Source organism: Diaphorobacter sp. HDW4B, from assembly GCF_011305535.1.
GTDB lineage: Bacteria > Pseudomonadota > Gammaproteobacteria > Burkholderiales > Burkholderiaceae_C > Diaphorobacter_A.
Map to the genome: position 1 here is coordinate 3,377,758 of NZ_CP049905.1, position 25,300 is coordinate 3,403,057.

The window sequence follows — 25,300 nt, forward strand, 5'->3', positions numbered from 1 at the left end:
AATTGCCCCATCCCCGGTAAAATACGGGAATGCCTCTAGACCCCGTGCCCATGAACCTGACGAACCACTTCCTGATCGCCATGCCGGGCATGGAGGATTCGTCGTTTACCAAGAGCGTCATCTACCTGTGCGAGCACACGGAAAAGGGCGCTCTGGGCCTGGTCATCAACAAGCCTTCCGACATCAACCTGCAGGGCCTGTTGGCCAAGGTGGATCTGTCGCTCGGGCGCGAAGACCTGACCGACGAGCCTGTGTTCCAGGGCGGCCCGGTGCAGACCGAGCGCGGCTTTGTGTTGCACGATTCGATGCTCGCCTCCAACGACGAGAAAAGCGAATCGGCCTACGCCTCGACCATGCAGATCGATGGTGGGCTGGAGATGACCACCTCCAAGGACGTGCTTGAAGCGCTGTCCACAGGTGCCGGTCCGCGCCGCGTGCTGGTCACCTTGGGCTATGCGGCCTGGGGCGAAGGGCAGCTCGAATCGGAGCTGGGCGAGAACGCCTGGCTCACCGTGAGCGCCGATTCCAACATCATCTTCGACACGCCCGTGGAGCAGCGCTACGACCGCGCGCTGTCGCTTCTGGGTCTGCAGTCGTGGATGCTCACGCACCAGGCGGGGCACGCTTGAGCATGACGGCGAGTGGCATGTCAGTTCCTGATTCTCAACCACAACAACCACCCACCGTTCCGGCGCAGTTCCAATCCTTTCTTGCTTTCGATTTCGGGCTCAAGCGCACCGGAGTCGCCATTGGCACGCGCATGCTGCGCAGTGCCTCGCCGCAAAGCACGATCAAGGCGGAAGGCGAGGCGGCTCGCTTTGCGCAGGTGGCCGAACGCATTCGCGAATGGCAGCCCGATGCGCTGGTGATCGGTGTGCCGTATCACCCCGATGGCGCGCCGCACGAGAACACTGCGCGGGCGCTCAAGTTCGGGCGTCAGTTGCGTGGCCGTTTCGGCCTGCAAGTCTTTGAAGTGGATGAGCGCTACAGCACGACCGAGGCCATCTCCGCAGGTGCGGCAGATGCGGACGCGGCGTCGGCCTGCATCATCCTTGAACAGTTTCTGAGGAATCTTCCATGAGCACTGCTGCAACTTCTTCAACCACAAACACCCACACGACGACCGCCGCTGGCGGTCATCTCACATTGGACGCCGAGGCGCTGTACCGCGAGTTGCTGCGCGGTGTGCGCAGCATGCTCACGCCCAGCACCCATCTGGCCGGTGTGGCCTCGGGCGGCATGTGGCTGGCGCAGCGTCTGCAAAAGGATCTGGGCCTCGATGGCGAAGCGGGCGTGCTGTCGTCATCGCTGCACCGCGACGATTTCGCAAGCCGCGGTCTCGCGTCGAGCACCAGCTCCGTGCTGCCGTTCGATGTGAACGGTGCGGACATCATTCTGCTCGACGATGTGCTCTACACCGGCCGCACTGTGCGCGCCGTGATCAACGAACTGTATGACTATGGCCGCCCCGCCTGCGTGCGTCTGGCCGTGCTGGTCGATCGTGGTGGGCGCGAGTTGCCCATCGAAGCCGGATTTGCGGCAGCGCGCGTGGCGCTGCCAGCCAACCAATCGCTGTCTCTGGCGCGTGCACAGGACAGCGGTGCATTCCATTTTGAAGTCAAAGTCAAAGAGGCCTGACGGTGCTTTACAAGCGCAACCCCCAACTCAACAAGAACGGTGAACTGATCCACCTGCTCTCCACCGAAGGTCTGCCCAAGGACATCATCACGCATATCCTGGACACGGCCTCCAACTTCGTGAGCGTCAACGATCGCGAAGTCAAGAAGGTGCCGCTGCTGCGCGGCAAGAGCGTGTTCAATCTGTTCTTCGAAAACTCCACCCGCACGCGCACCACGTTCGAGATCGCGGCCAAGCGCCTGTCGGCCGACGTGTTCAATCTGGACATCGCGCGCAGCTCGGCCAGCAAGGGCGAGTCGCTGCTCGACACGATCGCCAACCTGTCCGCGATGGCAGCCGACATCTTCGTCGTGCGCCACAGCGAATCGGGCGCGCCTTACCTGATCGCGCAGCACGTCGCACCGCACGTGCATGTGGTGAATGCCGGCGACGGTCGTCACGCACACCCCACGCAGGGGCTGCTCGACATGTACACGATCCGTCACTACAAGAAGGATTTTTCCAACCTCACTGTGGCCATCGTCGGCGACGTGCTCCACTCGCGCGTGGCGCGCTCGGACATCCATGCGCTCACCACGCTCGGCGCTGCCGAAGTGCGTGTGGTGGGCCCGCGCACGCTGGTGCCTGCCGATCTGGCGCAGATGGGTGTGAAGGTTTTCAACAACCTCGAAGACGGCATTCGCGATTGCGATGTGGTGATCATGCTGCGCCTGCAGAACGAACGCATGAGCGGCGCGCTGCTGCCATCGAGCCAGGAATATTTCAAGAGCTTCGGCCTGACGCCGGAGAAGCTGCGTCTGGCCAAGCCCGACGCCATCGTGATGCATCCGGGCCCCATCAACCGCGGTGTGGAAATCGACTCCGCCGTGGTCGATGGACCGCAGTCGGTGATCCTGCCGCAGGTGACCTTCGGCATTGCGGTGCGCATGGCGGTGATGTCCATCGTCGCGGGCAACGAAGCGTAATCGAGGGCGAGAAGGATAAGAAAACACCATGAAGCTACTCATTCAGAACGGCCGCGTCATCGATCCGGCCACGGGTCTCGACAAGGTCTGCAACATCGCGATCGCTGCGGGTCGCATCATCGCCATCGACCGTGAGCCCAAGGACTTCACGCCCAGCCGCGTGATCGACGCCAAGGGCTGCTATGTGCTGCCGGGTCTGGTCGATCTTGCCGCGCGCCTGCGCGAGCCGGGACATGAACACGAAGGCATGCTCGAATCTGAAATGGGCGCGGCGGTTGCCGGCGGCGTGACCAGCCTCGTCTGCCCACCCGACACCGATCCCGTGCTCGACGAGCCGGGTCTGGTGGAGATGCTCAAGTTTCGCGCAGAGAAGCTGCATCAGGCACGCCTGTTCCCGCTCGGCGCGCTGACGCGCGACCTCAAGGGCGAAGAGCTTACCGAAATGGCCGAGCTGACCGAATCCGGTTGCGTAGGCTTCAGTCAGGCCGATGTGGCGCTCAAGAGCACACAGGTGCTGCAACGCGCGCTGCAATACGCGGCCACATTCGGCCACACGGTGTGGCTGCGCCCGCAAGAGATGTACCTCGGCGGCGGTGTGGCGGCGAGCGGTCCGCTGGCAACGCGCCTGGGCCTTTCGGGCATTCCGGTGGCGGCCGAGACGATTGCGCTGCACACGATTTTCGAGTTGCTCAAGTCGACCGGCGCGCGCGTGCACCTGTGCCGCATTTCGAGCGCTGCGGGCATCGAGCTGGTGCGCCAGGCCAAGGCCGATGGTTTGAAGGTGACCTGCGATGTGAGCATCAATTCGCTCTCCTTCACGGATGCCGACATCGGCTACTTCGACAGCCGTGCTCGCCTGATGCCGCCGCTGCGCCAGCAACGCGATCGCGATGCGCTGCGCGCCGCGCTGGCCGATGGGACGGTCGATGCGCTGGTGTCCGACCACACGCCTGTGGACGAAGACGCCAAGGTGCTGCCGTTTGCCGAAGCCGAGCCCGGAGCCACGGGTCTGGAGCTGCTGCTGTCGGCCGCGATCAAGTGGTCGCAGGATGATGGCAATGTGCCGCTGCAGCGCGCGCTTGCCACCGTGACGTCCGAACCGGCCCGCGTGTTGGGCGCGTCGCTGGGCACCTTGCAGGCCAGCGTGGGCCGCATCGTCGAAGGCGGTGTGGCGGATCTGTGCGTGGTCGATCCGACCGCGTCGTGGGTGGTCACGCCCGAAGCGCTGCGCAGCCAGGGCAAGCACACACCGTTTGCGGGATACGAGCTGCCCGCGCGCGTGAAGTGCACGCTGGTGGCGGGTCAGGTGGCTTTCGAGCGCGCATAACGCCCGGTACAGGCCACACCTCAGGCACACGTCAGCCACACAGATGCTCAGATCGGCCATCGCCGTTTGGCGGGTATTGCGACTGGTGATCCATGCGGTGCATGGATTGCTGGTGGTGCTGCTGCGCTTTCCGAGTCTCACGCCCGAGCAGCAGCAGGCGCGCATTCAGGCGTGGTCGCTGCAGTTGCTGGCATGTGCCGGGGTCACGCTCGAAGTGCGCGGCACCCCGGTGGTGACGGGTCCCGCGCTGATGGTGGCCAACCATCTCTCGTGGCTCGACATTCCGGTGCTGCACGCGGCGCGTTACTGCCGCTTCATCTCCAAGTCGGACGTGAAGGACTGGCCCATCGTCGGCACGCTGGCGACGGCGGCGGGCACGCTGTACATCGAACGCGCTTCACGCCGTGATGCGTTGCGCATGGTGCAGAGCATGCACGACTCGCTGGTGCAGCGCGAGGTGCTGGCGGTCTTCCCGGAAGGCACCACGGGCGATGGCCGCGAGCTGCTGCCGTTCCATGCCAATCTGCTGCAAGCCGCCATCACTGCGGATGCGCCGGTGCAACCCATCGGCCTGCGCTTTGTGGACAAGGCCACGGGCGCGATCAGCTACGCCCCCAGCTACATCGGCGACGAGACCTTGCTTGGCTCCATCTGGCGCACGCTGGTGGCCAAGCCCATCGTGGCCGTGATTCACTACGGTGAACCCGAGCGCGCGCAAGGCCAGGATCGCCGTGTGTGGAGCCAGCATCTGCACGCAAGAGTGGACGAACTGCGCAAGATTTGATGGAAGAGTGCGCTTTGCGCTGCGTACACTTCGGTCGCATGACCAAGCACTCTTCTTCCACTCCATCCTTCACCATCTATCACAACGCCCGCTGCAGCAATTCGCGCGGTGCGCTCGCCATCCTGCGAGAGCACGGTATCGAGCCGCAGATCATCGACTACATCGCCGAACCGCTGAATGTGGAGCAGCTCAAGGCGCTGATCCAGAAGCTGAACATGCCCGTGCGCGACGTGATGCGTGTCAAGGAAGCAACATACCTAACGCTGGGATTGGACGCCGAATCAGTCACAGATGCGCAACGTCTGCAGGCGATTGCCACGCATCCGGAACTGCTGAATCGTCCGATTGTGGTTTGTGGAGCGCGGGCCTTGCTGTGCCGACCACCTGAGCACGTTTTGGAGTTTTTTTCAAGTTAATACTTATGGCTTTAATCATTAACAATAGTGATAACCCTAGTTTTTAGTGTGACGTGTAAGTTGTGAGTGTGGGTTTTTGGCAAGAATAAATACAATTAAGAAAAAATAGTTACTCGTATTAACAAAATTGAGACAAAGGTCTCGTGATGAGAGGGCCGCATCACGTTTCACAGCAGGACCGAAACAGCGTCGCTGCGGAGCATTTGCGGAGAGACCTTGTGGCGAACTACACACCTGGAACAAGAATGCAAAGCAACGATTGCTTGGGAGTCACGGAATTTGGTGCTGCTTTTGGCACCAAAGTCGTTTTGGCGGATCTGGAATTCACTCTGGCCAGAAACACCATCACCGTGCTGATGGGGCCGTCCGGCTCGGGCAAATCCACCATCCTGCATTCGCTGGCTGGCACCTACGTCGATCACCCTCGCTATCGTTCGTGGGGCGAAGTGCGCTATCTCGGTCAGCCACTGTCTGAAACCAACCGCCCGCAGCTCGTTCAGCAGCGTGTGCGCGTCGTCTCCGGCACCGTGCAGGATGCGCTCGTCGAACATGTGCGCGAGCAGCTCAGCCTCTCGCCCGTGGCGCTGCGCCAATGGTGCGTGGACTACTTGCGCGACGGCGGCTTTCCCGATCTCGAATCGCTGCTCGACCAACCGTTCACCGAACTGACCGACGTGCAGATGCGCGCCGTCGCCATCCTGCGCGAAGCCGCGCCGAAACCAGCGCTGTTGCTGATCGACGAGCCCACCGCCGAACTCGATGACTACGATGCGTTTTTGCTGGTGGACCTGATGCGCCAGCTCTCGCGCACGATGTCTCTGCTCGTGGTCACGCACCACCAGAAGCAGGCACGCCGTTTGGCGCATCGCGTGATTTTGGTGGCCGGTGGCCGCATTCAGGAAGCGCGCAACACCGAAGATTTCTTCAACGCCCCGATCACCGACGCGGGCGCGCAATTCATTCGCACGGGCAACTGCGCCGTGGCCTCGCTCGATGCCGATCCGCTGACGCTGGCAGAAGGCGTTCCCGCACCGGCACCCTTGCCTGCGCAAGCCTTGGTGGATCAGGCTCCGCGCCCGGACACCGAACCCGCTGCGATGACGGCCACGTCGTTGCCCGGTGCCTTGCCTACATTGAATGCTGGCCTGCAGATCGCACCAGCGGCCATGGCGTCTTCCAGTGGCCCGACCGGCTTTCTCTGGGTCGTGCCGGGAACGCTCGCCGGTGCTGCCATGCCCGGCGTCGTGGACGACATCGACCATGACCTTGCGCTGCTCAAGCGCGTGGGCATCACCACGCTCATCACGCTGACCGAGCGCGACATCGATCAGGAAGCGCTGGCGCGTCACGAACTGAAGAACGTGCACTTGCCGGTCTATGACCGCGAGGCACCAAGCCTCGGGCAGATCCAGATGCTGCTCAAGCGCATGGAGATCCTGGTGGGCCGCGGCGAAGTGCTGGCCGTGCACTGCCTGGGCGGTCTGGGACGCACGGGCACCGTGCTCACCGCCTGGCTGATTCGTGAAGGCCTGACCGCACAAGAGGCCTTGCGCCGCGTGCGTCTGCTCGACCCCAGATATGTGCAGAGCGCCGAGCAGGAGGCGTTCTTGCAGCAGTACGAAGAGTTGATCCTGCAAAAAATCATTTGATCCCCAAATTTTAAAAATCGGAGTTTTGGTATGAGTTTTGACGACGCTTTGAACAAGGCGGCCACGTCCGTGCCCGAGTGCGTGGCTGCTGGCTATGTGGACGTGGCATCCGGCATGCTGCTGTCGCTGAAGACCGTGGACTCGCACCCACGCCAGGTCATCGACCTGCTGGCCGCAGCCACCGCCGACATGTTCAACGGCCCCAACGTGAGCACCATCGAGCGCCTGTTCAAGAAGGCCCGCGGCCTGCAGGACGACGGTTATCACTACTTTCAGGAAATCATCGTGAACAGCGAAAACCTGATCCACGTGTTCCTGCGTGGCAAGATCAATCCCGAATACGTGGCCGTGTTCGTCTGCCGCAAGACCGCCAATCTCGGCATGGCGCTGACCAAGGCACGACTGGCGATGCCGGCACTGGAGGCCGCTTTCTGACGGACAAGCCTACGCCACACCATTGAAAACAGAAAAGAGACTTCCACCTGGAGGTCTTTTTTTTCGTCCCTAAGTCTGTCTTAAGTCTTCGTCTTCAAACTTGCTTTCCATGGAACTCCGGTAGAGGTCCGAGTAGACGAAAGGTCAGGTCAAGCATGAACACGATTTTGAAGACTCCGCGTGGATTGGTCGCTGCACTGCTCGCTGCAGGCGTGATCGGTGGCGCGGGCGCTGGTTTGGCGACTGCGCACTTCGCCAGTGCTCAGCAGACATCCATCCCCGCCGCCGTGGCGGCTGTTCCCGCAGGCGTGCCCACGACGGCTGCATTGCCGAGTTTTGCGCAGATCACCGCGCAATATGGCCCTGCGGTGGTCAACATCAGCGTGAGCGGCACGCGCCATGCAGGTGCGGGTGACAGCGATGATGACGACGAAACACCCGCTGCGGCGCAGCAGCAACAGCAGCAACGCATCGATCCCAACGATCCGTTCTACCAGTTCTTCCGCCAGTTCGGGCTTCCTGGTCCTGGCATGCAGCAGCGTCAGGCACCGCGTGATGTGCCTGTGCGCGGCGAAGGTTCGGGCTTCATCGTGAGCGCCGATGGGCTGGTGCTGACCAACGCGCATGTGGTCAAGGATGCCGACACGGTGACCGTGAAACTCACGGACCGCCGCGAGTTCAAGGCCAAGGTGCTGGGTGCCGATCCCAAGACCGATGTGGCGGTGCTCAAGATCGATGCCAAGGACTTGCCGACGGTGAAACTGGGTGACACCAAGGCGATGAATGTGGGCGACTGGGTGCTTGCGATCGGCTCGCCGTTCGGCTTTGAAAACAGCGTGACGGCGGGCGTTGTCAGCGCCAAGGGGCGTTCGTTGCCCGACGACAGCGCCGTGCCATTCATCCAGACCGATGTGGCGGTGAACCCCGGTAACTCGGGTGGTCCGCTGTTCAATGCGCGCGGCGAAGTGGTGGGCATCAACTCGCAGATCTACAGCCGCTCGGGCGGTTATCAAGGCCTGTCGTTTGCGATTCCGATCGAGGTGGCTTCCAAAGTGCAGCAGCAGATCGTTGCCACCGGCAAGGTTGAACATGCCAAGCTGGGCGTGGCGGTGCAGGAAGTGAACCAGACGCTGGCCGATTCGTTTGGTCTCGACAAGCCCGAAGGCGCGTTGGTTTCCAACGTGGAAAAGGGCGGGCCTGCCGACAAGGCGGGACTGCAATCCGGCGACGTGATCCGCAGCGTGAACGGCCAGAAGATCGTGGCTTCGGGCGATCTGCCTGCCATCGTCGGCATGGCGACACCGGGCTCGAAGATCGACATGGAAGTGTGGCGTCAGGGCAAGCGCGAGAGCCTCTCCGCGACCTTGGGCAATGCCAGCGACAAGGCGACCAAAGTGGCGAGCAAGGACGACAAGGCAGCGCGCGGCAAGCTCGGCGTGTCGCTCAGGCCGCTGCAGCCCGACGAGCGCAAGCAGGTGGGCGTCGATGCGGGTCTGTTGATCGAGCGGGCGCAAGGCCCTGCGGCCAAGGCCGGTATCCAGCCGGGCGATGTGCTGCTGGCCATCAATGGCACTCCTGCCAAGGATGTGGAGCAGGTACGCGCGGCCATTGCCAAGGCGGGCAAGTCGGTGGCGCTGCTGGTGCAGCGCGATGGCTCGCGCATCTTTGTGCCAGTGCAGTTAGGATAAGCGGCACTGCTGTGCTTTGAAGCGAATCCGGGGCTCCGCAGTCATCGACTACGGGGCCTTTGTTTCGTCGTCCTCATTTGAAAGACAAGCCACAAGACCATGCGCCTGCTGCTCGTAGAAGACGACACCATGATCGGCGAAGCCGTGCAGGACCTGCTGCGCGCGGAGCACTACGCCGTCGACTGGGCACGCGATGCGAACTCCGCAGATACGGCGTTGCGCACGCAATCCTACGACTTGGTGCTGCTCGATCTGGGCTTGCCGGGGCGTGATGGCCTGTCCGCTTTGCGGGACATGCGCACGCGCCGCGACCGCACACCCGTGTTGATCGCTACCGCACGCGATGCGGTCGCGCAGCGCGTGGAAGGGCTGGACGCAGGTGCCGATGACTATCTGCTCAAACCCTATGACATGGACGAGTTGCTCGCGCGCATCCGCGCGCTCACGCGGCGTGCCGCAGGACGCGCAGAGCCGAGTTACGAGCATGACGGCGTCACGATCACTCCGTCCACGCGGGAGGCGATGGTCAATGGCCAACCGGTGATTCTGTCGGCACGCGAATGGGCCGTGCTGGAGTCATTGCTGGCGCGACCAGGCGTTGTGCTCTCGCGCCAGCAACTGGAGGACAAGCTCTACGGCTGGGGTGACGAGGTGAGCAGCAACGCGGTGGAGGTCTACATCCACGGCTTGCGAAAAAAGCTGGGTGCGGGCCTGATCATCAACGTACGCGGCGTTGGCTACATGGTGCCGAAATCATGAAAACGCCGCGCGCTCCGATTTCCACGTCGTTAGGCAAACGGCTGCTGCTTTTCATTTGCGCGGCGATTGCTCTCACAGCCTTGCTGCAAGCGGCTTTCGCGTATCGCAATGCCCTCGCGCAGACCGACACCTTGTTTGATTATCAGATGCAGCAGACCGCATTTGCGCTCAGGGCGGGCCTGCCGGTGGATGCGAAAGGACGCGCACAGGGAACGCCTGCGGAAGACGAGAATCATGAGTTCATCGTGCAGGTATGGACCAACGAAGGCCTGCGGATTTTTGAATCCGCGTTGGGTGCGGCGCTTCCGCAGAATGCGGTGCTGGGTTTTTCCGATGTGCCTGCGCGCCGCACCATGTACCGGGTGTTTTCGCTGCAGACGCGCTCGCAGGTGATTCAGGTGGCGCAGGACATGCGTGTGCGACGCGAACTGGCGCGCGATGCAGCGTGGCAAAGTCTTTTGCCGATTGCGTTGTTGGCACCCCTGCTGGCATTGGTGGTCTGGTGGGTGGTGCGTTCGTCGCTGGCACCGGTGCAGCGCGTGCGCCGTGACATCGCGTCGCGGCGTCCGCAGGACCTTTCACCCGTTGCCACGGAAGGCCTGCCGGACGAGGTGCTGCCTTTGGTGAATGAGCTCAACGAACTGCTGGCCCGCATGCAGCGCGCGTTTGAAGCGCAGCAGCATTTTGTGGCCGATGCTGCGCACGAGCTGCGCTCGCCGTTGGCGGCGTTGCGCCTGCAAGTGCAGGGCTTGCAGCGTGCACCGGACGATGCCTCGCGCGCGCAGGCTGCATCGCGTCTTGTGTCGGGGATTGACCGAGCGACCAAGCTCGTCGAGCAACTCATGGTGCTGGCACGCCAAGAGGAAAGTGCTGCGTCGGGTGCGGTTCATCTGCCTGTGCGACTGGACGAGATCGCCACGCAAGCCGTGGTGGATGCAGCGCCCTTTGCCGCGCAGCGTCATATCGATCTGGGCTTGCCCGAGGCAGATGCCGTTACCGTGTCAGGGCAGGCCGATGCGTTGCGTGTTCTCATGCGCAATCTCATCGACAACGCCATCAAGTACACGCCAGAAAAAGGTACGGTGGATGTGCGTGTACAGGCGAGAGCATCGGAGGCATGGCTGATCGTGGACGACAGCGGCCCCGGCATTCCCGAAGACCAGCGTGCCGATGCCATGCGGCGCTTTCATCGCGCGGTGCAGGAAGGCGCGGCGCAAGTGCAGGGCAGTGGACTGGGCCTTGCGATCATCGAGACGATTGCGCGCGCCCATGGCGCGAGCGTGTCGCTCGAAACCGCTCCGGAGCTTGGTGGCTTGCGCGTCGTGGTCCGCATGCCATGCAGTCATGGCGAATCCACAGGAACTACGGCCTAGCTTTCAAGGGGCGCAAACGCTGCATGCCTCGACTACTTCGAGGCGCGCAGCGACATGCCGTCAAGCGACGGGGCGTGCGTGGGCGTCAACGGCGATGCGACCGGCAGGCCAAAGCGCGATGGCTCGCCGCGTTCGCCATCGTCGCCGCGCAGATGCGCCTCCCATTGCTCGCGCGCCTCGTGCACTTCTTCGGAAGTGCGCGCCACAAAGTTCCACCAGATGATGATGGCCTCGTCCATGGGTTCGCCGCCGATCACGATGAGACGGCTGCCCGGTGCGCACTCCAGCGCGATGCTTGCCGTGCCCTGCGGGATATAGAGCAGTTGTTCTTCAGGCAGCACCTCGCCGTTCACGCTCACGCGGCCCGATAGAGCGAGCACGGCATGCTCGAAATCCTGGCGCAGTGGCATGACGCCGCTGGCATCGCTTGCCATGTCCGTCGCGTGCAAGTCCACGCCCATGAGCGGCGAATGCACCTCGGCAGGTGCGGTGAGTCTCAATGCTTCGCCAGCGAGTACCGTCGCTTCGAAATCACCCACGCGGGTTGTCGGAAGATCGGGATAGTGCTGGAAACGCGGCTCGCAAAAGCGGTGCGCATCGGGCAGTGCAATCCACAGCTGCGTCGCGTGGATATGCCATGGCTCCTGGCTTTCTTCGGAGTGCGCGATGCCGCGTCCCGCTGTCATCAAATTGACCTGACCGGGACGGATGATCTGTTCAGAACCGAGACTGTCCCGATGCAGAACTTCGCCGCGAATCATCCAGGTGAAGGTCTGCAGACCAATGTGCGGATGCGGGCCAACCTGCATGCCAGGCGGCGCGGGATCAGCGGGGCCTGCGTGATCGAGAAAACACCACGCGCCCACCTTGCGCAGCGCACGTTGCGGAATGGCGCGATGAATCGGAATACCGCCCACATCGGCAATGCGGGTGGGCAGATGCTGCGGGGAAGATGTCGTTGAGTCGTTCATCGTGATGTGCAGGGAGTGTGGTGTGGACAAGGTGGGGCTGACAGGGATTGTGGGCGGTATCCGTCCACAGAAAGTATGGATCGAAGCAAGCCACCACAGCGCGTCGGCTTTTCAGTCGGTTACATCCGTGGCCCAAGTCTGCCTGTTCTCTGACATGTGAGACGGACGCACCTGTTTATGCTGAACATCCATATCGCATGGGGCACGCAGCAACCGCGCTGGCCCATGTGTGCACGAACCACAGGAGGATTTCAATGAGCGATCAAGACAACCAACAACCAAACGGGCAAGTCGAGACAGCGGTGGAGGTGCAGCGTTTTCCAGCGCACTTCAAGGCCACGGTGCAGGGCAAGGTGCAGCATCGCGGCGGCGATGGTCCGTTGGAGGACATGCCGGTGGGCATCGAGGTGCAGGTCGATACGGCCATCGCCAGCTATGTGTTGTCGTGGACCGATCCTGCGGACAACCAGCCAGAAATCGTCACCCTGGCCAAGCGCGAGTTCGAACACTATGTGGACAACGGTGACCTGAAGGTTGTCGAATAACGAACTCTGGAAACTATGCAATGAGCCACCACAGCGGTGGCTTTTTTTGTCGCCATGGATCAGCGTGGTGCTTGCAGTTGGGAATTCGCATCCTGATGGATGATCACCCGGGTCGGCTCCTGCATCAATGGCGTGTTGGTGCCGCAGGCCGCATTCACATTCGTGATGGCGGCATTGGTGCGCACACGCTGCTCGCTTTCGCCCAAGGTGCGAATGCTGGTGACGAAATCCATTTCCTTGCGCGCTTGAGCACACTGCAACGAGTTGGCTGGATTGGTCGTGCCGCCATCCGTTGTGCTGCGCGCCTGCTGCTGCAGATCGAGTCGCTGCTGCTCGCGGCTGGCCTGAGCGTTGCGCTGCTTGCGATCGATGGCCTCATTCGCCTGAGCACGTTCGCGCTGAATCTCATTGGCCGACCTGGCTTCCTCCACCGTGCGACTGGTCTGGTGCGTCGCACAAGGCGCATCGGAGTAGCTTACTTTGCCACCGGCGTCCTTGCATTGGTAGACCTGCGCGAATGAAGGGAGTGTCAGGAAAAGCCCCAACAATGCTGTCGCCGTTGTCGTTTGCCACATTGTCCGTTCTCCTTGTTCGGATGATTGAGATCGCTACGTCCATTCATCAACGCGCGAGCACCGATTCGGTTGTCAGGACAAAACTGGGCGTCTGCGCCGAAGGGCACCATGAACCAGAAATGCCACAGGCGTATTTGCTGATTGCATTGCTTTCTGTTTTTAATATATTTTCCCAAAGTATTAACGAGGAGAAAAAATGAAACTCAACAAAGCAAGTCTGGTGTTGGTGGTGATGGCTTCGGTGTTGACTTTGACGGCATGCAGCGGTGAACCGTCCGAGGGAGACATCAGCACACTGCTCAAGAAGGATCTTGAAGCAACCAACGAGCAAATGAAGCTGCTCAGCAAAGACCTCAAGATGCAGACCACGCTTCACTCGGTCAAGAAAGTCGGCTGCAAGTCTGATGGAGAGAAGGCTTATCTCTGCGACGTGGAAATTGATGTCGAAGCCCCGATGGTGGGACGCAGGAAGGCCGTTGCGCCCATTCGCCTGGTCAAGGGTTCCGATGGTTGGGTGACCAGCAACGCACGCTGAATGGGTGCGTTCTTTGGTGAGTAGGGTGGCCTGAAACGGCCCTGCGCTGGTCCCTCCGACAGGAATCGAAACCGAAAAATGGCTATTTTGGGCTATTTCCACTGATTAAATGTACAGTCTTCGGCCAAAAAAACACGCCAAAATCACCCTAAATCGGCCTAAATAGGCCTTCTTGTCCCCGGGTTCAGCCGAAATGTAACCGTCCAATTTGCGGCGTTCTGCACCTTTATCGGCGTGGTCGATCCAGCGGGAATAGACCCGGTAGAACATCTCGACCGAGTACCCCATCTGGCGGGCTGCCCATGCTGGTTTGATATGCTCGACACCCATAACGGGCGTCCAGCGCCGCCCACTACCAGCGAACCCCCGTTGTCTCGCTGTAACATCCCGACATTACCCCGTACCCTGTGTCGGGCGAGATCGTAGACATAAAGACCGCCTTGGGGTGGCTCTCAGATCAGTTTTGGCGCCGTCGGCTTCGTGCCATCCCGAACATCGCTAGCACGAGTCCACCCAGCCCGGCCACGGAGAACGCGGATAGAGAAGGCACTGGCTGCAGCGCCATCGGAGAGGGCGGCTTGGGTGCCTCGACTACTGGACCCGCGGCGGCGGTGCAGACCTCCAGTCCCGGACTGGCACCTGACAAGGCAGCGGGAGTGACGCAGTAGAATAGGTACTGATTCCTATCGCTGGTCTGTAAGGTGTAAGTGACGCTTGCACTCGCACCACCCGTAACGCCAGATGCAACCGTAGTGCCATCGGCCGAGCTGGTGATTGTCGAATTCGGGCTAGTCACGAACTTGTATCGTGTACCACTATTCGTGGTGTCTTCCGCCTCCGTCTCAGCATCAGAATACGTATAGGCGCCCATCATTGGGGATCCCACAGTGGATGATCCGCTCAAGTTCGGGGTGGCCACGGGAACGGTATTGGGTGCCTCGACTACTGGACCCGCGGCGGCGGTGCAGACCTCCAGTCCCGGACTGGCACCTGACAAGGCAGCGGGAGTGACGCAGTAGAATAGGTACTGATTCCTATCGCTGGTCTGCAAGGTGTAAGTGACGCTTGCACTCGCACCACCCGTAACGCCAGATGCAACCGTAGTGCCATCGGCCGAGCTGGTGATTGTCGAATTCGGGCTAGTCACGAACTTGTATCGTGTACCACTATTCGTGGTGTCTTCCGCCTCCGTCTCAGCATCAGAATACGTATAGGCGCCCATCATTGGGGATCCCACAGTGGATGATCCGCTCAAGTTCGGGGTGGCCACGGGAACGGTATTGGGTGGTGAACCCAAAAAGTAACTCACTCCACCGTCCTTGAGCGGACGCCTCGCAGTGATCTCCACCTTGCATACCTGATTGGAACGCATGACGATACCATTGACCGTGTTGGCATCGCTTCCTGGAGAGCTAACGTTCCAGTATCTTGCCGCGGGGGGGCCGACTATTTGGCGATTGGGCGTATTGGTGGTTGAAATTCTCAGGAAGGGGAAGTCACCAGCATCAATCGCTTGACCCGCACAGTCAAAAAATTTGATGTCGTTATCCTCATTGGAATCAACATCTTGAAAAAACACTACCGAATTGGCCCAAAACGGTGTTGACGAGGAAAAGCTAAGAGATCCTCGATCAATATACGCTTGCCCTCTATGTTGAGGACTACCGATATTTGCAGGCAAGCTGCCACCCAAGGCGGCATAACCCGTTCCTCCCTGAGTGAAGACCCCAGGAAGTCCATCGGCGGTTCCACCATCGTTGGTCCATGTCAACGCTTGACCATTCCATTGCGCATCACCCGTTTTCGCAGCAGGATTAGGGGCCCAGATATCAACGGTGCTTCCACCCGCCACCCAGCCTGGCGCTTGCAGGTCCATGAATGTCCAGCCTGCAAAATATTGGCTATCTGGCGCTACTGTGATTTCCGCTGCCACTGCATGGCCTGCCAGACAGCTGAAAAGCAGTGACATGATTTTTGCGCATTCCGAAATCTTCATTCGCACCTCCTGCATATAGATTCGTTAACATAAAATTTCATAACGCAATTTATTGTGAGGAGACAGGGCTGAGGTTGAAATAAATCAAGAAATGCTGTTAGTTTGCAATTCTTGATAGATATTTTCAATTTAACAACTGTGGGTGTGTGTGCGGTTGACAAGGTGACGGTTGTCAAAGTCCAGCAGATGGTAGTTGGAAATCAGCCATAGCTTTAGGGTGGGGTCGTATCGCGCCAGAGCCGAAACGATGATTCCAACGTTGATCATCGAGACGGCCGCACCTGGCGAGTACAGCGTGACCGTAGTGGATGGTGACGCGGAGCAATCAGGCTTCCATGCAGGCTCGATCATGAGCGCGATGCCACGATCTTGATGCCGAAAACACAGGCATTTCACATCTGGTTTGAGCATGTCAGCATCGGCACGACACCGGCCATCAACATGCGGCACGACGCCGAAACTTTGGCGAATCGGCTCATGCTTTTGCATGGTCAATACAGGGGTTGAATGGGTGCTCTGGTCCCCGGCTGGTCCCCGTAGCAAAGCCGCTTGGCCTAAGTGGTTGATTCTTAACAACCTGATGGCCTCCCCGACAGGAATCGAACCCATTACCACCAGAAATAGACCTAATTTAACTGTATGCGTGCACAGTATTTGCTGTAGGACACTGGTTAAATTTGGTCTATTTCGATGGTTCTGTCCCGGTTTTTGTCCCGTTTTCGGAACCAGTCGCACCGCTCAGATAAGCATCAAGCTTGCGGTGCTCAGCGCCCTTGTCGGCACCATCGATCCAGCGGGAATAGACCCGGAAAAACATTTCGACGGAATGTCCTAACTGACGCGCGGCCCATGCCGGTGTGATGCCCGCCATCAGGCACACGGTTGCGAACGTGTGGCGGGTTTGCCGTGCGTCGCGCTGCCGGATGCCCGAAAGCTTCATCGCCGGTTTCCACCACGAATCAAGCGGCGAATCAGTGGATGTCAGGGGGAGTCCCTCTTCATTGAGAAAGACGTGCTGGCCCTGCAACTGAGAGCGCGTGCGTTGGCGCTCCAGAACAGCCATCGCGCGGCTGGTGAGCTCAACCTCGCGCGCCGTCCCCGTCTTCGTTCCTTTGACCTGGCCGCGCGTCAGTGCTTGGTCGACCAGCACCTTCCCTGAGCGCAAGTCGACTCTCGACCACTGCAGTGTGATTTGCTCTGATGGGCGCAGACCTGAGAACATCGCAAATTCGTAGTAGTCGCGCGCCACATCGGACTTGAACTTCGACAGCAGGTGTTCTGCCTCGTCGAGTTTGAATGGATCCGGCTGAGGCTTCGGGTTCTTGCGTGAGACGATTTCGTCGTGCAAGGCCTCCTTCAGAATCTTGGCCCGAAATCCATATTCCAAGGCCATTCGAAAAGGGCTGGCGACGTTGTTGAACGTCTTTGCATTTTTGGGAAGTGCGCCCAGCAGTTTCTTCAGATCACGATACGCGAAGTTGTTCACTCGCTTCTGGCGCAGAGCGTCAAAGTGGTAGCTTTCGAGTGTCTGCGCGTAGTGGTCGCGAGTGCTGTGCTGAAGCTCTGGGCCCTTTACTTCGAGCCATTCATCGAACAGTTCGCCGAAGGTCATGCTGGGCGCATCGTTTTTCACGCGCGGGCTGTCCGGAAAGTAGTCAGCCAGAGCGAACGAACCGAGCTCGATTTTGGCGAGTATTTCTTTGCGAAGATCCTCTGCGTACTTGATGTTCGCAGGCGTTGGCCGGAGATCAAGTCGCTCCTTCCCGAAGCCTACAGTGCGCAGATCGATTTGGATGTGCTGATCCTTCTTGACTACGCCGGGCATGCTTCACTCGCTTTCTTGCGCCCGCGTGTGGTGGGAGGGCTTCTGTCCTTGTCGATGAATGCATCCAAGGCAACATGGTCCACGAGCTTGCGACCCTCAAACCATTTCCAAACAACACCTTCCGGCCAGCAGCCACTGCGACCGGTCCGCTCATCAAAGAATGTGACCGGGAGGCCGGTCATCTCAGCGATTTTCTTCAGTGTGACCCATCGTGCACTCATGCTGGCTCCTTCTTGATCTTGTTCACCTTGCGCAGCGCCTGCTTGGCAATGCGTAAGCATTCCTTTTCAGTTTGGTAAGCCTCGACGTTCTCGCCATCCTTCGGCGGGTGGCGCAGGCAGAGCTCCATCCAGCCGACGGCGTGCCAGAGAGCCACGGTGTCGGACTTGGCGAGCTTCGGCAGCGGATTGTTCACTGCCTCGGGCAGCGCACAAGTGGCCACCTCAGATTGAGCATTCATGCGGATTGCATTCGAATTCTGGTCGTCTAGCAGGCCACCCCGGGCAGCACTGTTTTCGTTCATTTTTGACCTCCCGGCAGTGCTGGTGCACCCTCAAAAAACTGCCCATGACGTTGCTGTGTCACACGCAGATACTCGACCTCCACGCGAGCAGAGTTGACGATCACGGTCGCCACATCGGCAATAGCTTTGGCGCGGTCGATGGGAATCGGATCGTCCTTGCGGCGCAGATCCTCCAGCGTGTCCATGAGCATCTGGCGCATTGTTGCTATGGGGCTTTCCGCTTGGGGCTGGTGCGCCGGTTGATGGCCTGCGTGATCTGGCCCTTGAGCTGGCAAAGCTGCCTCAGCTCCGGGTGCTGGTTCTGCACCAACACGCGCTCCCAATGCTGCTGGGACGTGAACAGACCAAGGTTGTCCATCGTGCGCGGCAATGCCGGGTTCTTGACCATCAGCATCATCCCTGCTGGGATTGGTCCGTTCAGCGCTTCCCATTCGATCAGTTCCACACGCTTCCAGTCCTTCTTGGGCTGGCCGGTGTCCGTCACCTTGCGAATCAGGTAGCCGCGATCCATTCGCTCTGATCCGATGTGTTTGCTCGACCCCTTGTTGTGCTTGCGTAGGCCCAGCTTCGTCGCCTGTCTCTGCACTTCCGTGAGCGGCTTGCTCATCATCGAGGCGATCTGCCTTGCGGTGTGCTGCGGGTACAGCTCGCGCAGTCTTGAGGACTCCTGCGCCGTCCATTTCCCCCGTCCCTCCTTGGGGTGGGGCCGGATGGTGCTTTGCTCGCCCACGTTTCTTGGGTTCATCTTTATCAATTGCCTGTACTAGCATCGCAGCCTGTTCATCGTCCTTGGAACGATTGAACGCCGATGGAATTTCAACCGGGCCCTTGCGATAGACATCCTCGTCCGAGTCGTAGCAGATCATGTCGTGGTCACATGCGGCCATGAGCTGCGTGTGCACGTTTCGGCTATCTCCTGGCTCAACGAATTTCAGGGCGATATCCTTGATCGTCAGTTCCTCGTCGGGATTCAGGGCGAAGAAGCCAAGCACTCGGCCAGCAAGTGTTTCTGGGTTGGGGCGATATGTCATACTTCGGAAATATCTATGGAACTGACTCTGATGATTGACGTCCGGAATCTTCTGATCTTGCGGTTAGAGCCTTGGGCGTTGGAGCACTCATGGCTTCTAAATTGGCAAAGTGACGTGCTCTGTATATTCAATCGCAGGCGCGCGGGCGGAATCATGGTCTCGTTCGTCGCCGAGACTTGGAACCAATTCCAAACCGCAAGCCGTCTTGAACAGGAACGGTACTTGGATATAGTTGCGAAACTGATAGAGGAGTCAGACGCTACGCGCCCTAAGACACATGTTTGCTTCCTCAACGCGCCTGTAGTGACCTCGTCCTCATCTATGGAGAGCGACTGAGACAGCGCAAGTTGCCTGAACACGCAGGGATGGATCTCGATGGGGTCAGTCATTGCGCATCCTCCTGCTCTGCCTTGCACTTAGCCGCCGCACCGTTCAGCGACTCCATGGCTACGTTGAGGATCGTCCGCGCTGCGTGCAGTAACTGGCAGTCCAGCCGGTTGTTGATCTCATCAAGCACGGCAACGGTCGTGGCGACATCTGCGAGCAACTTACTGAATTGCCCATCAGTCCATGGCGTGCGGTCAGACTCATGCATCTCGCATTGCGCGTCGAGCCAATCTGTGAGGTGATGAAGACCCCAGACCGCGTCGTCGCCGTGATGTTCAGCAGCCATTTCCAGCACGCTCAGCACTTCAATTACGCGAGCGCGAGCATGCGGGATCACCTCGGGGAAATCGATCTCGTCGACTGCGATGATGGGCGCATTGGTTGGGGCTGGGCCCCAGTTCTTCAGCACCAGCGGATCATCGAGCAACCCACCCAGCACGACGCCGATCTGTCCGACCAGTGCCACGCGTTCTGCTGATGGCGTATCGCCTGGCACAAGCAGCGCAGCCTTCACTTGCGCGGCCACATCGTAGAGGCAGCACTCGACTTTGATCGGGCTGCTGTGGTCGGCCTGAAGGTCTTCGACCATAGATGTGGCCGTGGCCAGCAGGCGGGTGCCATCGCAGGAGCCTTGCTCGGGATCGCATGATGATTGCCATGCGTTGTCAAGCAAGCCCTGCAGGACGCTCAGCGATGCGCTGAGATCGTTCTTTGCCGGGGCTGGTGCAGCCTTCTTGGGCAGGCTCTTGGCCTTTGGCTTTTCGATGACTGCGTTCATGCTGCACCTGCCTTGCCCAATTGCGCGAAATCACTGCCGCAGTTCCACTCGTTGAGGCCGCCGACGATCCAGCTTCCAGTCGCTTGATCCGCTGCTGCGCCAATCTGACGAATCATGAACTGCGCCATGCTCACGAGGCTCTGAACCTCGCTAGGCACGCCTTCGATCTGCGGGACGCGTGTGAGCAGGTCATTCAGCAAGTTTGCAGATGTGGCCACATGCTCGAGCACGCTGGCCAACTGCTCACGATTCAGTTCGTTGGCCACTTCATCTTCCTGCTCAACCCGGCGAATCGGCGGCTGTGGACGGTCGCGGAACGGGCGCATGCCTGCGAAGCTCGTCAGGTGGCGCAGGTCATCGAGCGAGTCTGCGCAATACGCCATGAAGAGGCGATCAGCGTACTCGGCAGCGTGGCGGACAATGGCCCCGTAAGCGGTCTGCGCAGGAAGAGGCACGCCTGACAGCTCACGCTCTTCCATGAGGACGGCAGCGAATTCCAATTCAGACGCGATCAGTGCAAGGTGTTCGCGTGTTTCACCAAATGCTGGGTCTTCAGAGGCGCGGTCGTGGCACTCTGGTGCGAGCAGCAGGTCCAGCAGATGATCGACTGCGTTGAGATGCGAGTTGTGCAGCTCGCGCGGACCGTCATTGTCGTTGTAGGCTGCTGCCATGAACATGGTCTGCAGGATCTCCGCCACTTGCAGCGCCAACGTGTCGCGCTCGCTTTGAGCTGGTGCCTGTTGCGTGACTGCAGCCTTGGTAGCCTTCCGTTGGGCATGGGTAGGCCTTGCGCCCGCAGCGGGGCGCGCGATAATCTCGGTCATGGTTCGTTCCTTGGGTAAGGGGTCGGGCTAAGAGTTCTGCGCGGTTGGCGCCATGCAGATTTCGGGCGAAGGCTGGCAGTTGACGCTGCTGGCCTTTTGCTTTTTTCGGAGAGGCGGATGAGTGGTCTGCTCGATCACGATGGGGTTCTCACTCGGCAGCAACTTGCCAAGATTTGCTAGTGCCACCTTCGTGTTTTCGTACCCGTCATGATGATCGTGGGCGACTGCAAACGCAGCACAAGCGATCTGCTGCGCCACCGTTGCAAGAGCAAGCTTCCCTACTGGCAAAGATCCGCGTTGGCCCGGTTGAATCTCAAGAGTCTTGTTGATGACCTTGTTCACGTTCATGTGTGAGGCCCAAGGCTTCGAGGAGGCAACGGACTTCGCCTGGATCACGTCATGGAGTTCGTGATAGCCAGTGATGTACTCCATTCGCAGTGCCACTGGAGAGGTTGCACCGCCGCGAAGGATGTTCTCAATCTGCATATCGCACCACACGGCGAAGTACACGTCGAGCCAGCGAGCGTAGGGGACACCAAGTTTCGGGTGCATCCAAGTACCGCCGCCGTTCTCGGGTGCTCCTGCCTTGGTCCTCACCAGCCCGGTGCGCTTCCCGAGGTCAGCCAACATACGGCGCACATCCTTGCCTTGAGCGGCTAACTCATTGATTTTGTTGAACTCCGGTACAAAACCGGAATTGCCCATAGCCTTGCAAAGAGCGACGATGTATTTCACCGTTTCGGCTTGGCGTAGCCAGTCAAATGGTTCTTTGTCGAACTTTGCAGCGACATGAGTCGCATTGAACCAGCCGTCTTCCGTGAAACGTACTGGCATGCCGTCATATTCGAGGACGATGACGGAGTTGCTCATGCTGCTTTCTCCATGATGCGGCGCACGGCTGCTTCGGCGGATGCGCCCGCTTTCAGTTCCTTTTGAGCACGCTTGCATGCGCGCTCCAGACTGCGCTGAGCAAGCCCCAATTCGTATTTGGCGGTGCACAGCATCGAATGCTCGCGATCAGTGGCCATGAGCATCAGTGAATACTCATCGGAAACCCTGTCGTAGCGAACACCGCTGCCGCCGTGGCGGCGCTTCTTGTAGGTGGAATAGGCCGCATCGAGTGCGTGACGTGCTGCACGCTTCTTATCGATGGCCTCCTGCAATCGCAGGGCCTTGATGCCGATCTCGGCGAGGGTGGCGAGGCTCATTTGCTGATTCCTTTCTCTTGACGTTTTCTGGACTCTTCCAACCGCAGTTCGATCTCTGCTGAGAGGCTTCTTCGTGCTGCTGCGGCTTGCTGCTGGAGCCAAGCTTTCAGCGGCAACTGGAGCCGCAGCTTGAGCTGACCAGCATCCGTTTTGTTCGCTTTCACTTAGCGCCTTTCTGAACCACCGTGGTTCATGAATGAAATATAAACCACCGTGGTCCATATTTCAAAGACTGAGCTTCGGTTGTGGTCTTTGCACCACCGTGGTCTATCATTGGGGGTATGAGCCGTGATGACCATCAAATGAAAATTCGGCTGCCCGAAGAATTGAAGAACCGCATTGAAAAGTCGGCAGCCGAAGGCGGAAGAACCTTGAACGCAGAAATCGTGTTCAGGCTTGAGCGCGCTTATGCGATTGTTGAGCCTGAGTTTCAAGCGGCGGAGCAACGCTTTGCGGAAGCTCTTTTGATGCAGCGCTATGACTCCTTGCAGAATCAATGGCGTATTGAACGGACGCGAGTTGAGACGCTTCGGGATCGGGTGGACCGGCTTCGGAGAGATAGGGAGCCGCAAGACGTAATTGATGCAGCAACAAATGAGCTTGCAATGGCGGAGTTCGATCTGAAAGAACTCGCAACGAACCGAAGTCTTGCGATGAAAGAGCTTGTGGCGCTCAGTAAGGCGAATTTGTCCTAACCCCACTACAAAACTTTTGTAGTTCAAAGGGGCGCGCGATCCGCTACCCGCTTTGCGGAGTTCACCCTGTTGGGGGAGCTTCTGCGCAGAATTGAGCGAAAGTCCAAAACCGACAGGTCGTAGGTTTTCACCCATGCGGGGGAGAACCCATGTTGTACGCGATACGTTCGGATGATCCGTGGCAGAAATCAACATGGCTGCCTCACTGCAGGGGATGAACGTTGCCTACCGGCATACGGTCAGGAAAGAGCCGCTTGATGTCACGCTCGACCTTCGCAATCGGCACATCAAATTTCTCGGCGATTTGTTGGGCCGAATAGACCGGCTCACCCGCATCGTTCACGTACTTGGCTTCTGGCAGCAGTCCAAGCTCCGTTGCCTCCTCGTGCAGGATCTCCATGAACTCAGGAGGCGCGTTCTCCAGCATCTGCATGAACAGCTCATCTCCTTCTGTCGATGCAATTCCTTCGTCTCCGTGCTTGTCCCTTAATTCCAGCAATGCACGGCTGGCATCCATGAACTTCTTGTTGCCTACGATTGGCGAACCTCGGGTGATTTCTTCGTCGTCACCAAAGCCTGCATCCACCAGAGCCGCAAAGTAGTCGATGTCTGGCAGCATGTTCGCGAACAAGACTGCATGAATCATGAGTTGTTCGACTTCCGCACCAGCTTTCGAAGCAGCGACGAACTCATCGATATCTGCTTTGGGAATGGCCTCGATGCGGCGCAACTCGTCAACGATGGACTCGAAGCCACGACGAAGCTTTGCCTGTGCATCTGCATCAGAGCCGCCTGGGCGATATGCGGCATACGCCATCATCAAAATGACTTCGCTTTTCAGGGATGTGTTGGTGAGGATGTTGTTCATGTGATCTTTCAAAGGCGCTGACGTGCAGCGCGTTCAATTTCAGCGCGGCGCTCAACATGCGAACGGCGGCGGCGGACCTTGCTGTTGTTCCAAAGCAGACGTAGCGCCCACTTCGCAGACTCCACGCGACCGGCCGACATGCGGCGCATTGCGTACAGGTTGATGAGCGAGAGCAGGGCGTTATTCATGGCCGTTCCACTCCCGGTTCCATTCACGTTCGCTCTCGGCAATGCGCTCATGTTCTTCGGCTCGATAAAGCGGGTTGTCTCGGACCGGTCGCATCGCAGGTGAGGTGGTTGCCATCGCACGGCAGATGCCGATCTGGCGCGTGAGGCGATGCGTGTCGATGTGGTGTTCGTCGGGCAGCAGCGCGAGGGCGCTTTCAAAGTGCTGCTGGGCAACTTCCCATTGGCACAGCGTGATCGCCATGGCGCCAGCCTTTTCAAGCTGGATGCGGTCTGCGTAATTAGCCTTGGCCTGAGCTTCAGTGATGCTGGTCATGCAGTCACCTCGGCATTCAAGTCATCAAGCACGGCCTGCAGGCGGGCCTTCAAGATCGGGGCTGTGAAGATGTCGACTCGATCAGGATTCGCGAACGTGGTGCCATCAGGGCCACCCCACGAGACTTCAAACAGGCGCTTGTCTGTGTCATCGCTGACGTTCTCAGCGATGAGGTCGTCGGCGCTCTGGATGTTGTAGATCTGGCCGTCGATGCGCCAGGAGTCGGTGTTTACGTGCCAGACCTGAGCCAGCAGGGTTTCCAGAAATTCGCCTGCGTTGCTGCGAGGTCCGTCGAAGAAGACGATGCGCTCATGCAGGGGCTCATCCTTCGGGCAGAGCTTGGTCGGAAGGCTGACGATGGCTCGATACAGGCGTTGGCGCGCGAGATGGTGAGCTGGGGTTTTGAAAGACATGTGTCACTCCATGCGGTTGGCGATGGAGTAATTGAACCATGGTTAAAAACCAAAGTCAACTAAAGTTCAATGCTGTTGTGTGATTTTTAAACCATGCGACACAGCTTGTCGCAAGAGATGGATTGGCTCAGCAAGGAGTACGAAGGGGCGAGGGCGCAGTTTCAGGCCCGGAGGTAACCCGCACGCGGCGGGTAGGGGTGTTGATTCTTGGCGGGGTCTACTTCACGCGCTTTAGCATCCGGCGGCGAAGTTGCTCGCGGTACATGATGCCGCCGACGGCAGTCAGCGCGGATACGTCATCTTCTGTCAGCCAGTGCTGGACGCTATCCATCCAGGTGGCCAGTTGCACAATTGCTTCGTCTGAGTCGTGCGGAGCAGCTTGCGAATCCATCATTTCCCCGTGAAGGCGGAATAGTCGAATGACTGGGTGCTCGGTATCTTCCACGGAAACCTCCTGTCCGTAGATGGTACGCCGCGCCCAAAAAAAAGCCACCCCGGAGGGTGGCGAGAGGGGTATCAGCGTCTTGCAGAGATGATCCTACAGCACTGCAAATAGAAAAGCCACCCGGAGGTGGCTTGGGGGTTAGGACT

Annotated in this window: 33 protein-coding genes; 15 read left to right on the forward strand and 18 right to left on the reverse strand. The window is 59.4% G+C overall.

Annotation, left to right across the window (positions count from 1 at the left end; genetic code table 11):
• The first annotated feature begins 29 nt into the window (after positions 1 to 29).
• From G7048_RS15380 to G7048_RS15435, 12 genes are all read left to right on the forward strand, one after another.
• On the forward strand, positions 30 to 629 hold the full coding sequence (locus G7048_RS15380) for a YqgE/AlgH family protein (protein WP_166068976.1): 600 nt from the start codon (positions 30 to 32) through the stop codon (positions 627 to 629).
• A gap of 17 nt (positions 630 to 646) precedes the next feature.
• Positions 647 to 1,081 (forward strand): Holliday junction resolvase RuvX, encoded by a 435-nt coding sequence (gene ruvX / locus G7048_RS15385; RefSeq protein ID WP_166068977.1) that lies wholly within the window; start codon positions 647 to 649, stop codon positions 1,079 to 1,081.
• Positions 1,078 to 1,638 (forward strand): bifunctional pyr operon transcriptional regulator/uracil phosphoribosyltransferase PyrR, encoded by a 561-nt coding sequence (gene pyrR / locus G7048_RS15390; protein ID WP_166068978.1) that lies wholly within the window; start codon positions 1,078 to 1,080, stop codon positions 1,636 to 1,638. The genes ruvX and pyrR overlap by 4 nt, the downstream gene beginning before the upstream one ends.
• A gap of 2 nt (positions 1,639 to 1,640) precedes the next feature.
• A complete protein-coding gene (locus G7048_RS15395; protein WP_166068979.1) occupies positions 1,641 to 2,603 on the forward strand; it encodes an aspartate carbamoyltransferase catalytic subunit in 963 nt (320 codons plus the stop codon).
• A gap of 28 nt (positions 2,604 to 2,631) precedes the next feature.
• Positions 2,632 to 3,930: a dihydroorotase gene (locus G7048_RS15400; protein ID WP_166068980.1), complete on the forward strand. Its 1,299-nt coding sequence runs from the start codon at positions 2,632 to 2,634 to the stop codon at positions 3,928 to 3,930.
• 43 nt (positions 3,931 to 3,973) lie between these two features.
• Positions 3,974 to 4,714, forward strand: coding sequence for a 1-acyl-sn-glycerol-3-phosphate acyltransferase (locus G7048_RS15405; protein WP_166068981.1), 741 nt, complete (start codon positions 3,974 to 3,976; stop codon positions 4,712 to 4,714).
• A 38-nt stretch (positions 4,715 to 4,752) separates the two neighbouring features.
• Positions 4,753 to 5,130: an arsenate reductase (glutaredoxin) gene (arsC, locus tag G7048_RS15410; protein ID WP_166068982.1), complete on the forward strand. Its 378-nt coding sequence runs from the start codon at positions 4,753 to 4,755 to the stop codon at positions 5,128 to 5,130.
• A gap of 245 nt (positions 5,131 to 5,375) precedes the next feature.
• A complete protein-coding gene (locus G7048_RS15415) occupies positions 5,376 to 6,779 on the forward strand; it encodes an ATP-binding cassette domain-containing protein (RefSeq protein WP_166068983.1) in 1,404 nt (467 codons plus the stop codon).
• A 30-nt stretch (positions 6,780 to 6,809) separates the two neighbouring features.
• On the forward strand, positions 6,810 to 7,214 hold the full coding sequence (locus G7048_RS15420; protein WP_166068984.1) for a hypothetical protein: 405 nt from the start codon (positions 6,810 to 6,812) through the stop codon (positions 7,212 to 7,214).
• Between the two features lie 155 nt (positions 7,215 to 7,369).
• Positions 7,370 to 8,902: a DegQ family serine endoprotease gene (locus tag G7048_RS15425; RefSeq protein ID WP_166068985.1), complete on the forward strand. Its 1,533-nt coding sequence runs from the start codon at positions 7,370 to 7,372 to the stop codon at positions 8,900 to 8,902.
• 99 nt (positions 8,903 to 9,001) lie between these two features.
• On the forward strand, positions 9,002 to 9,661 hold the full coding sequence (locus G7048_RS15430) for a response regulator (protein WP_166068986.1): 660 nt from the start codon (positions 9,002 to 9,004) through the stop codon (positions 9,659 to 9,661).
• Positions 9,658 to 11,034 (forward strand): ATP-binding protein, encoded by a 1,377-nt coding sequence (locus G7048_RS15435; RefSeq protein ID WP_166068987.1) that lies wholly within the window; start codon positions 9,658 to 9,660, stop codon positions 11,032 to 11,034. Before G7048_RS15430 ends, G7048_RS15435 begins: the two co-directional genes overlap by 4 nt.
• 32 nt (positions 11,035 to 11,066) lie before the next feature.
• Here G7048_RS15435 and G7048_RS15440 read toward each other — a convergent pair whose 3' ends face one another.
• Positions 11,067 to 12,005 carry a pirin family protein gene (locus tag G7048_RS15440; protein ID WP_166068988.1) on the reverse strand — a complete coding sequence of 313 codons (939 nt, stop codon included), beginning with the start codon at positions 12,003 to 12,005 and terminating at the stop codon, positions 11,067 to 11,069.
• Positions 12,006 to 12,259: 254 nt separating this feature from the next.
• Here G7048_RS15440 and G7048_RS15445 point away from each other — a divergent pair, with 254 nt between their 5' ends.
• Complete coding sequence (locus tag G7048_RS15445; RefSeq protein WP_166068989.1) at positions 12,260 to 12,550, forward strand: hypothetical protein; 291 nt, start codon at positions 12,260 to 12,262, stop codon at positions 12,548 to 12,550.
• A gap of 59 nt (positions 12,551 to 12,609) precedes the next feature.
• Here the strand turns inward: G7048_RS15445 and G7048_RS15450 are convergent, their stop codons facing one another.
• The gene (locus G7048_RS15450) at positions 12,610 to 13,125 is read right to left on the reverse strand and encodes a DUF4124 domain-containing protein (protein WP_166068990.1); all 516 of its coding nucleotides are present in this window, start codon (positions 13,123 to 13,125) and stop codon (positions 12,610 to 12,612) included.
• Positions 13,126 to 13,321: 196 nt separating this feature from the next.
• On the opposite strand from G7048_RS15450, the gene G7048_RS15455 reads away from it, so the two are divergent.
• Positions 13,322 to 13,660, forward strand: coding sequence for a hypothetical protein (locus G7048_RS15455; RefSeq protein ID WP_166068991.1), 339 nt, complete (start codon positions 13,322 to 13,324; stop codon positions 13,658 to 13,660).
• 457 nt (positions 13,661 to 14,117) lie between these two features.
• On the opposite strand, the gene G7048_RS15465 is transcribed toward G7048_RS15455, so the two are convergent.
• The 11 genes from G7048_RS15465 to G7048_RS15520 all read right to left on the reverse strand — a co-directional run bounded on the left by G7048_RS15465 (position 14,118) and on the right by G7048_RS15520 (position 22,396).
• Entirely contained in the window at positions 14,118 to 15,656 is a 1,539-nt protein-coding gene (locus G7048_RS15465; RefSeq protein WP_166068992.1) for a hypothetical protein, read from the reverse strand.
• Between the two features lie 129 nt (positions 15,657 to 15,785).
• Positions 15,786 to 16,145 (reverse strand): hypothetical protein, encoded by a 360-nt coding sequence (locus G7048_RS15470; protein ID WP_166068993.1) that lies wholly within the window; start codon positions 16,143 to 16,145, stop codon positions 15,786 to 15,788.
• Positions 16,146 to 16,338: 193 nt separating this feature from the next.
• Positions 16,339 to 17,481, reverse strand: coding sequence for a site-specific integrase (locus G7048_RS15475; RefSeq protein ID WP_166068994.1), 1,143 nt, complete (start codon positions 17,479 to 17,481; stop codon positions 16,339 to 16,341).
• 217 nt (positions 17,482 to 17,698) lie between these two features.
• Positions 17,699 to 18,004, reverse strand: a complete 306-nt coding sequence (locus tag G7048_RS15485; RefSeq protein WP_166068996.1) for a hypothetical protein — start codon at positions 18,002 to 18,004, stop codon at positions 17,699 to 17,701.
• The gene (locus tag G7048_RS15490) at positions 18,001 to 18,189 is read right to left on the reverse strand and encodes a hypothetical protein (RefSeq protein WP_166066184.1); all 189 of its coding nucleotides are present in this window, start codon (positions 18,187 to 18,189) and stop codon (positions 18,001 to 18,003) included. Before G7048_RS15490 ends, G7048_RS15485 begins: the two co-directional genes overlap by 4 nt.
• Positions 18,190 to 18,209: 20 nt before the next feature.
• Entirely contained in the window at positions 18,210 to 18,749 is a 540-nt protein-coding gene (locus G7048_RS15495) for a hypothetical protein (RefSeq protein ID WP_166068997.1), read from the reverse strand.
• A gap of 671 nt (positions 18,750 to 19,420) precedes the next feature.
• Positions 19,421 to 20,200, reverse strand: coding sequence for a hypothetical protein (locus G7048_RS15500; protein ID WP_166068998.1), 780 nt, complete (start codon positions 20,198 to 20,200; stop codon positions 19,421 to 19,423).
• Complete coding sequence (locus tag G7048_RS15505; protein WP_166068999.1) at positions 20,197 to 21,024, reverse strand: hypothetical protein; 828 nt, start codon at positions 21,022 to 21,024, stop codon at positions 20,197 to 20,199. Before G7048_RS15505 ends, G7048_RS15500 begins: the two co-directional genes overlap by 4 nt.
• A gap of 27 nt (positions 21,025 to 21,051) precedes the next feature.
• A complete protein-coding gene (locus tag G7048_RS15510; RefSeq protein ID WP_166069001.1) occupies positions 21,052 to 21,894 on the reverse strand; it encodes a KilA-N domain-containing protein in 843 nt (280 codons plus the stop codon).
• Positions 21,891 to 22,232 (reverse strand): hypothetical protein, encoded by a 342-nt coding sequence (locus G7048_RS15515; RefSeq protein ID WP_166069002.1) that lies wholly within the window; start codon positions 22,230 to 22,232, stop codon positions 21,891 to 21,893. Before G7048_RS15515 ends, G7048_RS15510 begins: the two co-directional genes overlap by 4 nt.
• Positions 22,229 to 22,396: an Arc domain-containing protein gene (locus G7048_RS15520; RefSeq protein WP_166069003.1), complete on the reverse strand. Its 168-nt coding sequence runs from the start codon at positions 22,394 to 22,396 to the stop codon at positions 22,229 to 22,231. Before G7048_RS15520 ends, G7048_RS15515 begins: the two co-directional genes overlap by 4 nt.
• A 117-nt stretch (positions 22,397 to 22,513) precedes the next feature.
• Here G7048_RS15520 and G7048_RS15525 point away from each other — a divergent pair, with 117 nt between their 5' ends.
• The gene (locus tag G7048_RS15525) at positions 22,514 to 22,927 is read left to right on the forward strand and encodes an Arc family DNA-binding protein (RefSeq protein WP_166069004.1); all 414 of its coding nucleotides are present in this window, start codon (positions 22,514 to 22,516) and stop codon (positions 22,925 to 22,927) included.
• A gap of 202 nt (positions 22,928 to 23,129) precedes the next feature.
• Here G7048_RS15525 and G7048_RS15530 read toward each other — a convergent pair whose 3' ends face one another.
• The 5 genes from G7048_RS15530 to G7048_RS15550 all read right to left on the reverse strand — a co-directional run bounded on the left by G7048_RS15530 (position 23,130) and on the right by G7048_RS15550 (position 25,154).
• Positions 23,130 to 23,795: a hypothetical protein gene (locus G7048_RS15530; protein ID WP_166069005.1), complete on the reverse strand. Its 666-nt coding sequence runs from the start codon at positions 23,793 to 23,795 to the stop codon at positions 23,130 to 23,132.
• 8 nt (positions 23,796 to 23,803) lie between these two features.
• On the reverse strand, positions 23,804 to 23,983 hold the full coding sequence (locus tag G7048_RS15535) for a hypothetical protein (protein WP_166069006.1): 180 nt from the start codon (positions 23,981 to 23,983) through the stop codon (positions 23,804 to 23,806).
• Complete coding sequence (locus G7048_RS15540; protein ID WP_166069007.1) at positions 23,976 to 24,296, reverse strand: hypothetical protein; 321 nt, start codon at positions 24,294 to 24,296, stop codon at positions 23,976 to 23,978. Before G7048_RS15540 ends, G7048_RS15535 begins: the two co-directional genes overlap by 8 nt.
• Positions 24,293 to 24,709, reverse strand: a complete 417-nt coding sequence (locus G7048_RS15545; RefSeq protein ID WP_166069008.1) for a hypothetical protein — start codon at positions 24,707 to 24,709, stop codon at positions 24,293 to 24,295. Before G7048_RS15545 ends, G7048_RS15540 begins: the two co-directional genes overlap by 4 nt.
• Positions 24,710 to 24,926: 217 nt before the next feature.
• Complete coding sequence (locus tag G7048_RS15550; RefSeq protein ID WP_166066185.1) at positions 24,927 to 25,154, reverse strand: hypothetical protein; 228 nt, start codon at positions 25,152 to 25,154, stop codon at positions 24,927 to 24,929.
• Between the last annotated feature and the right edge of the window lie 146 nt (positions 25,155 to 25,300).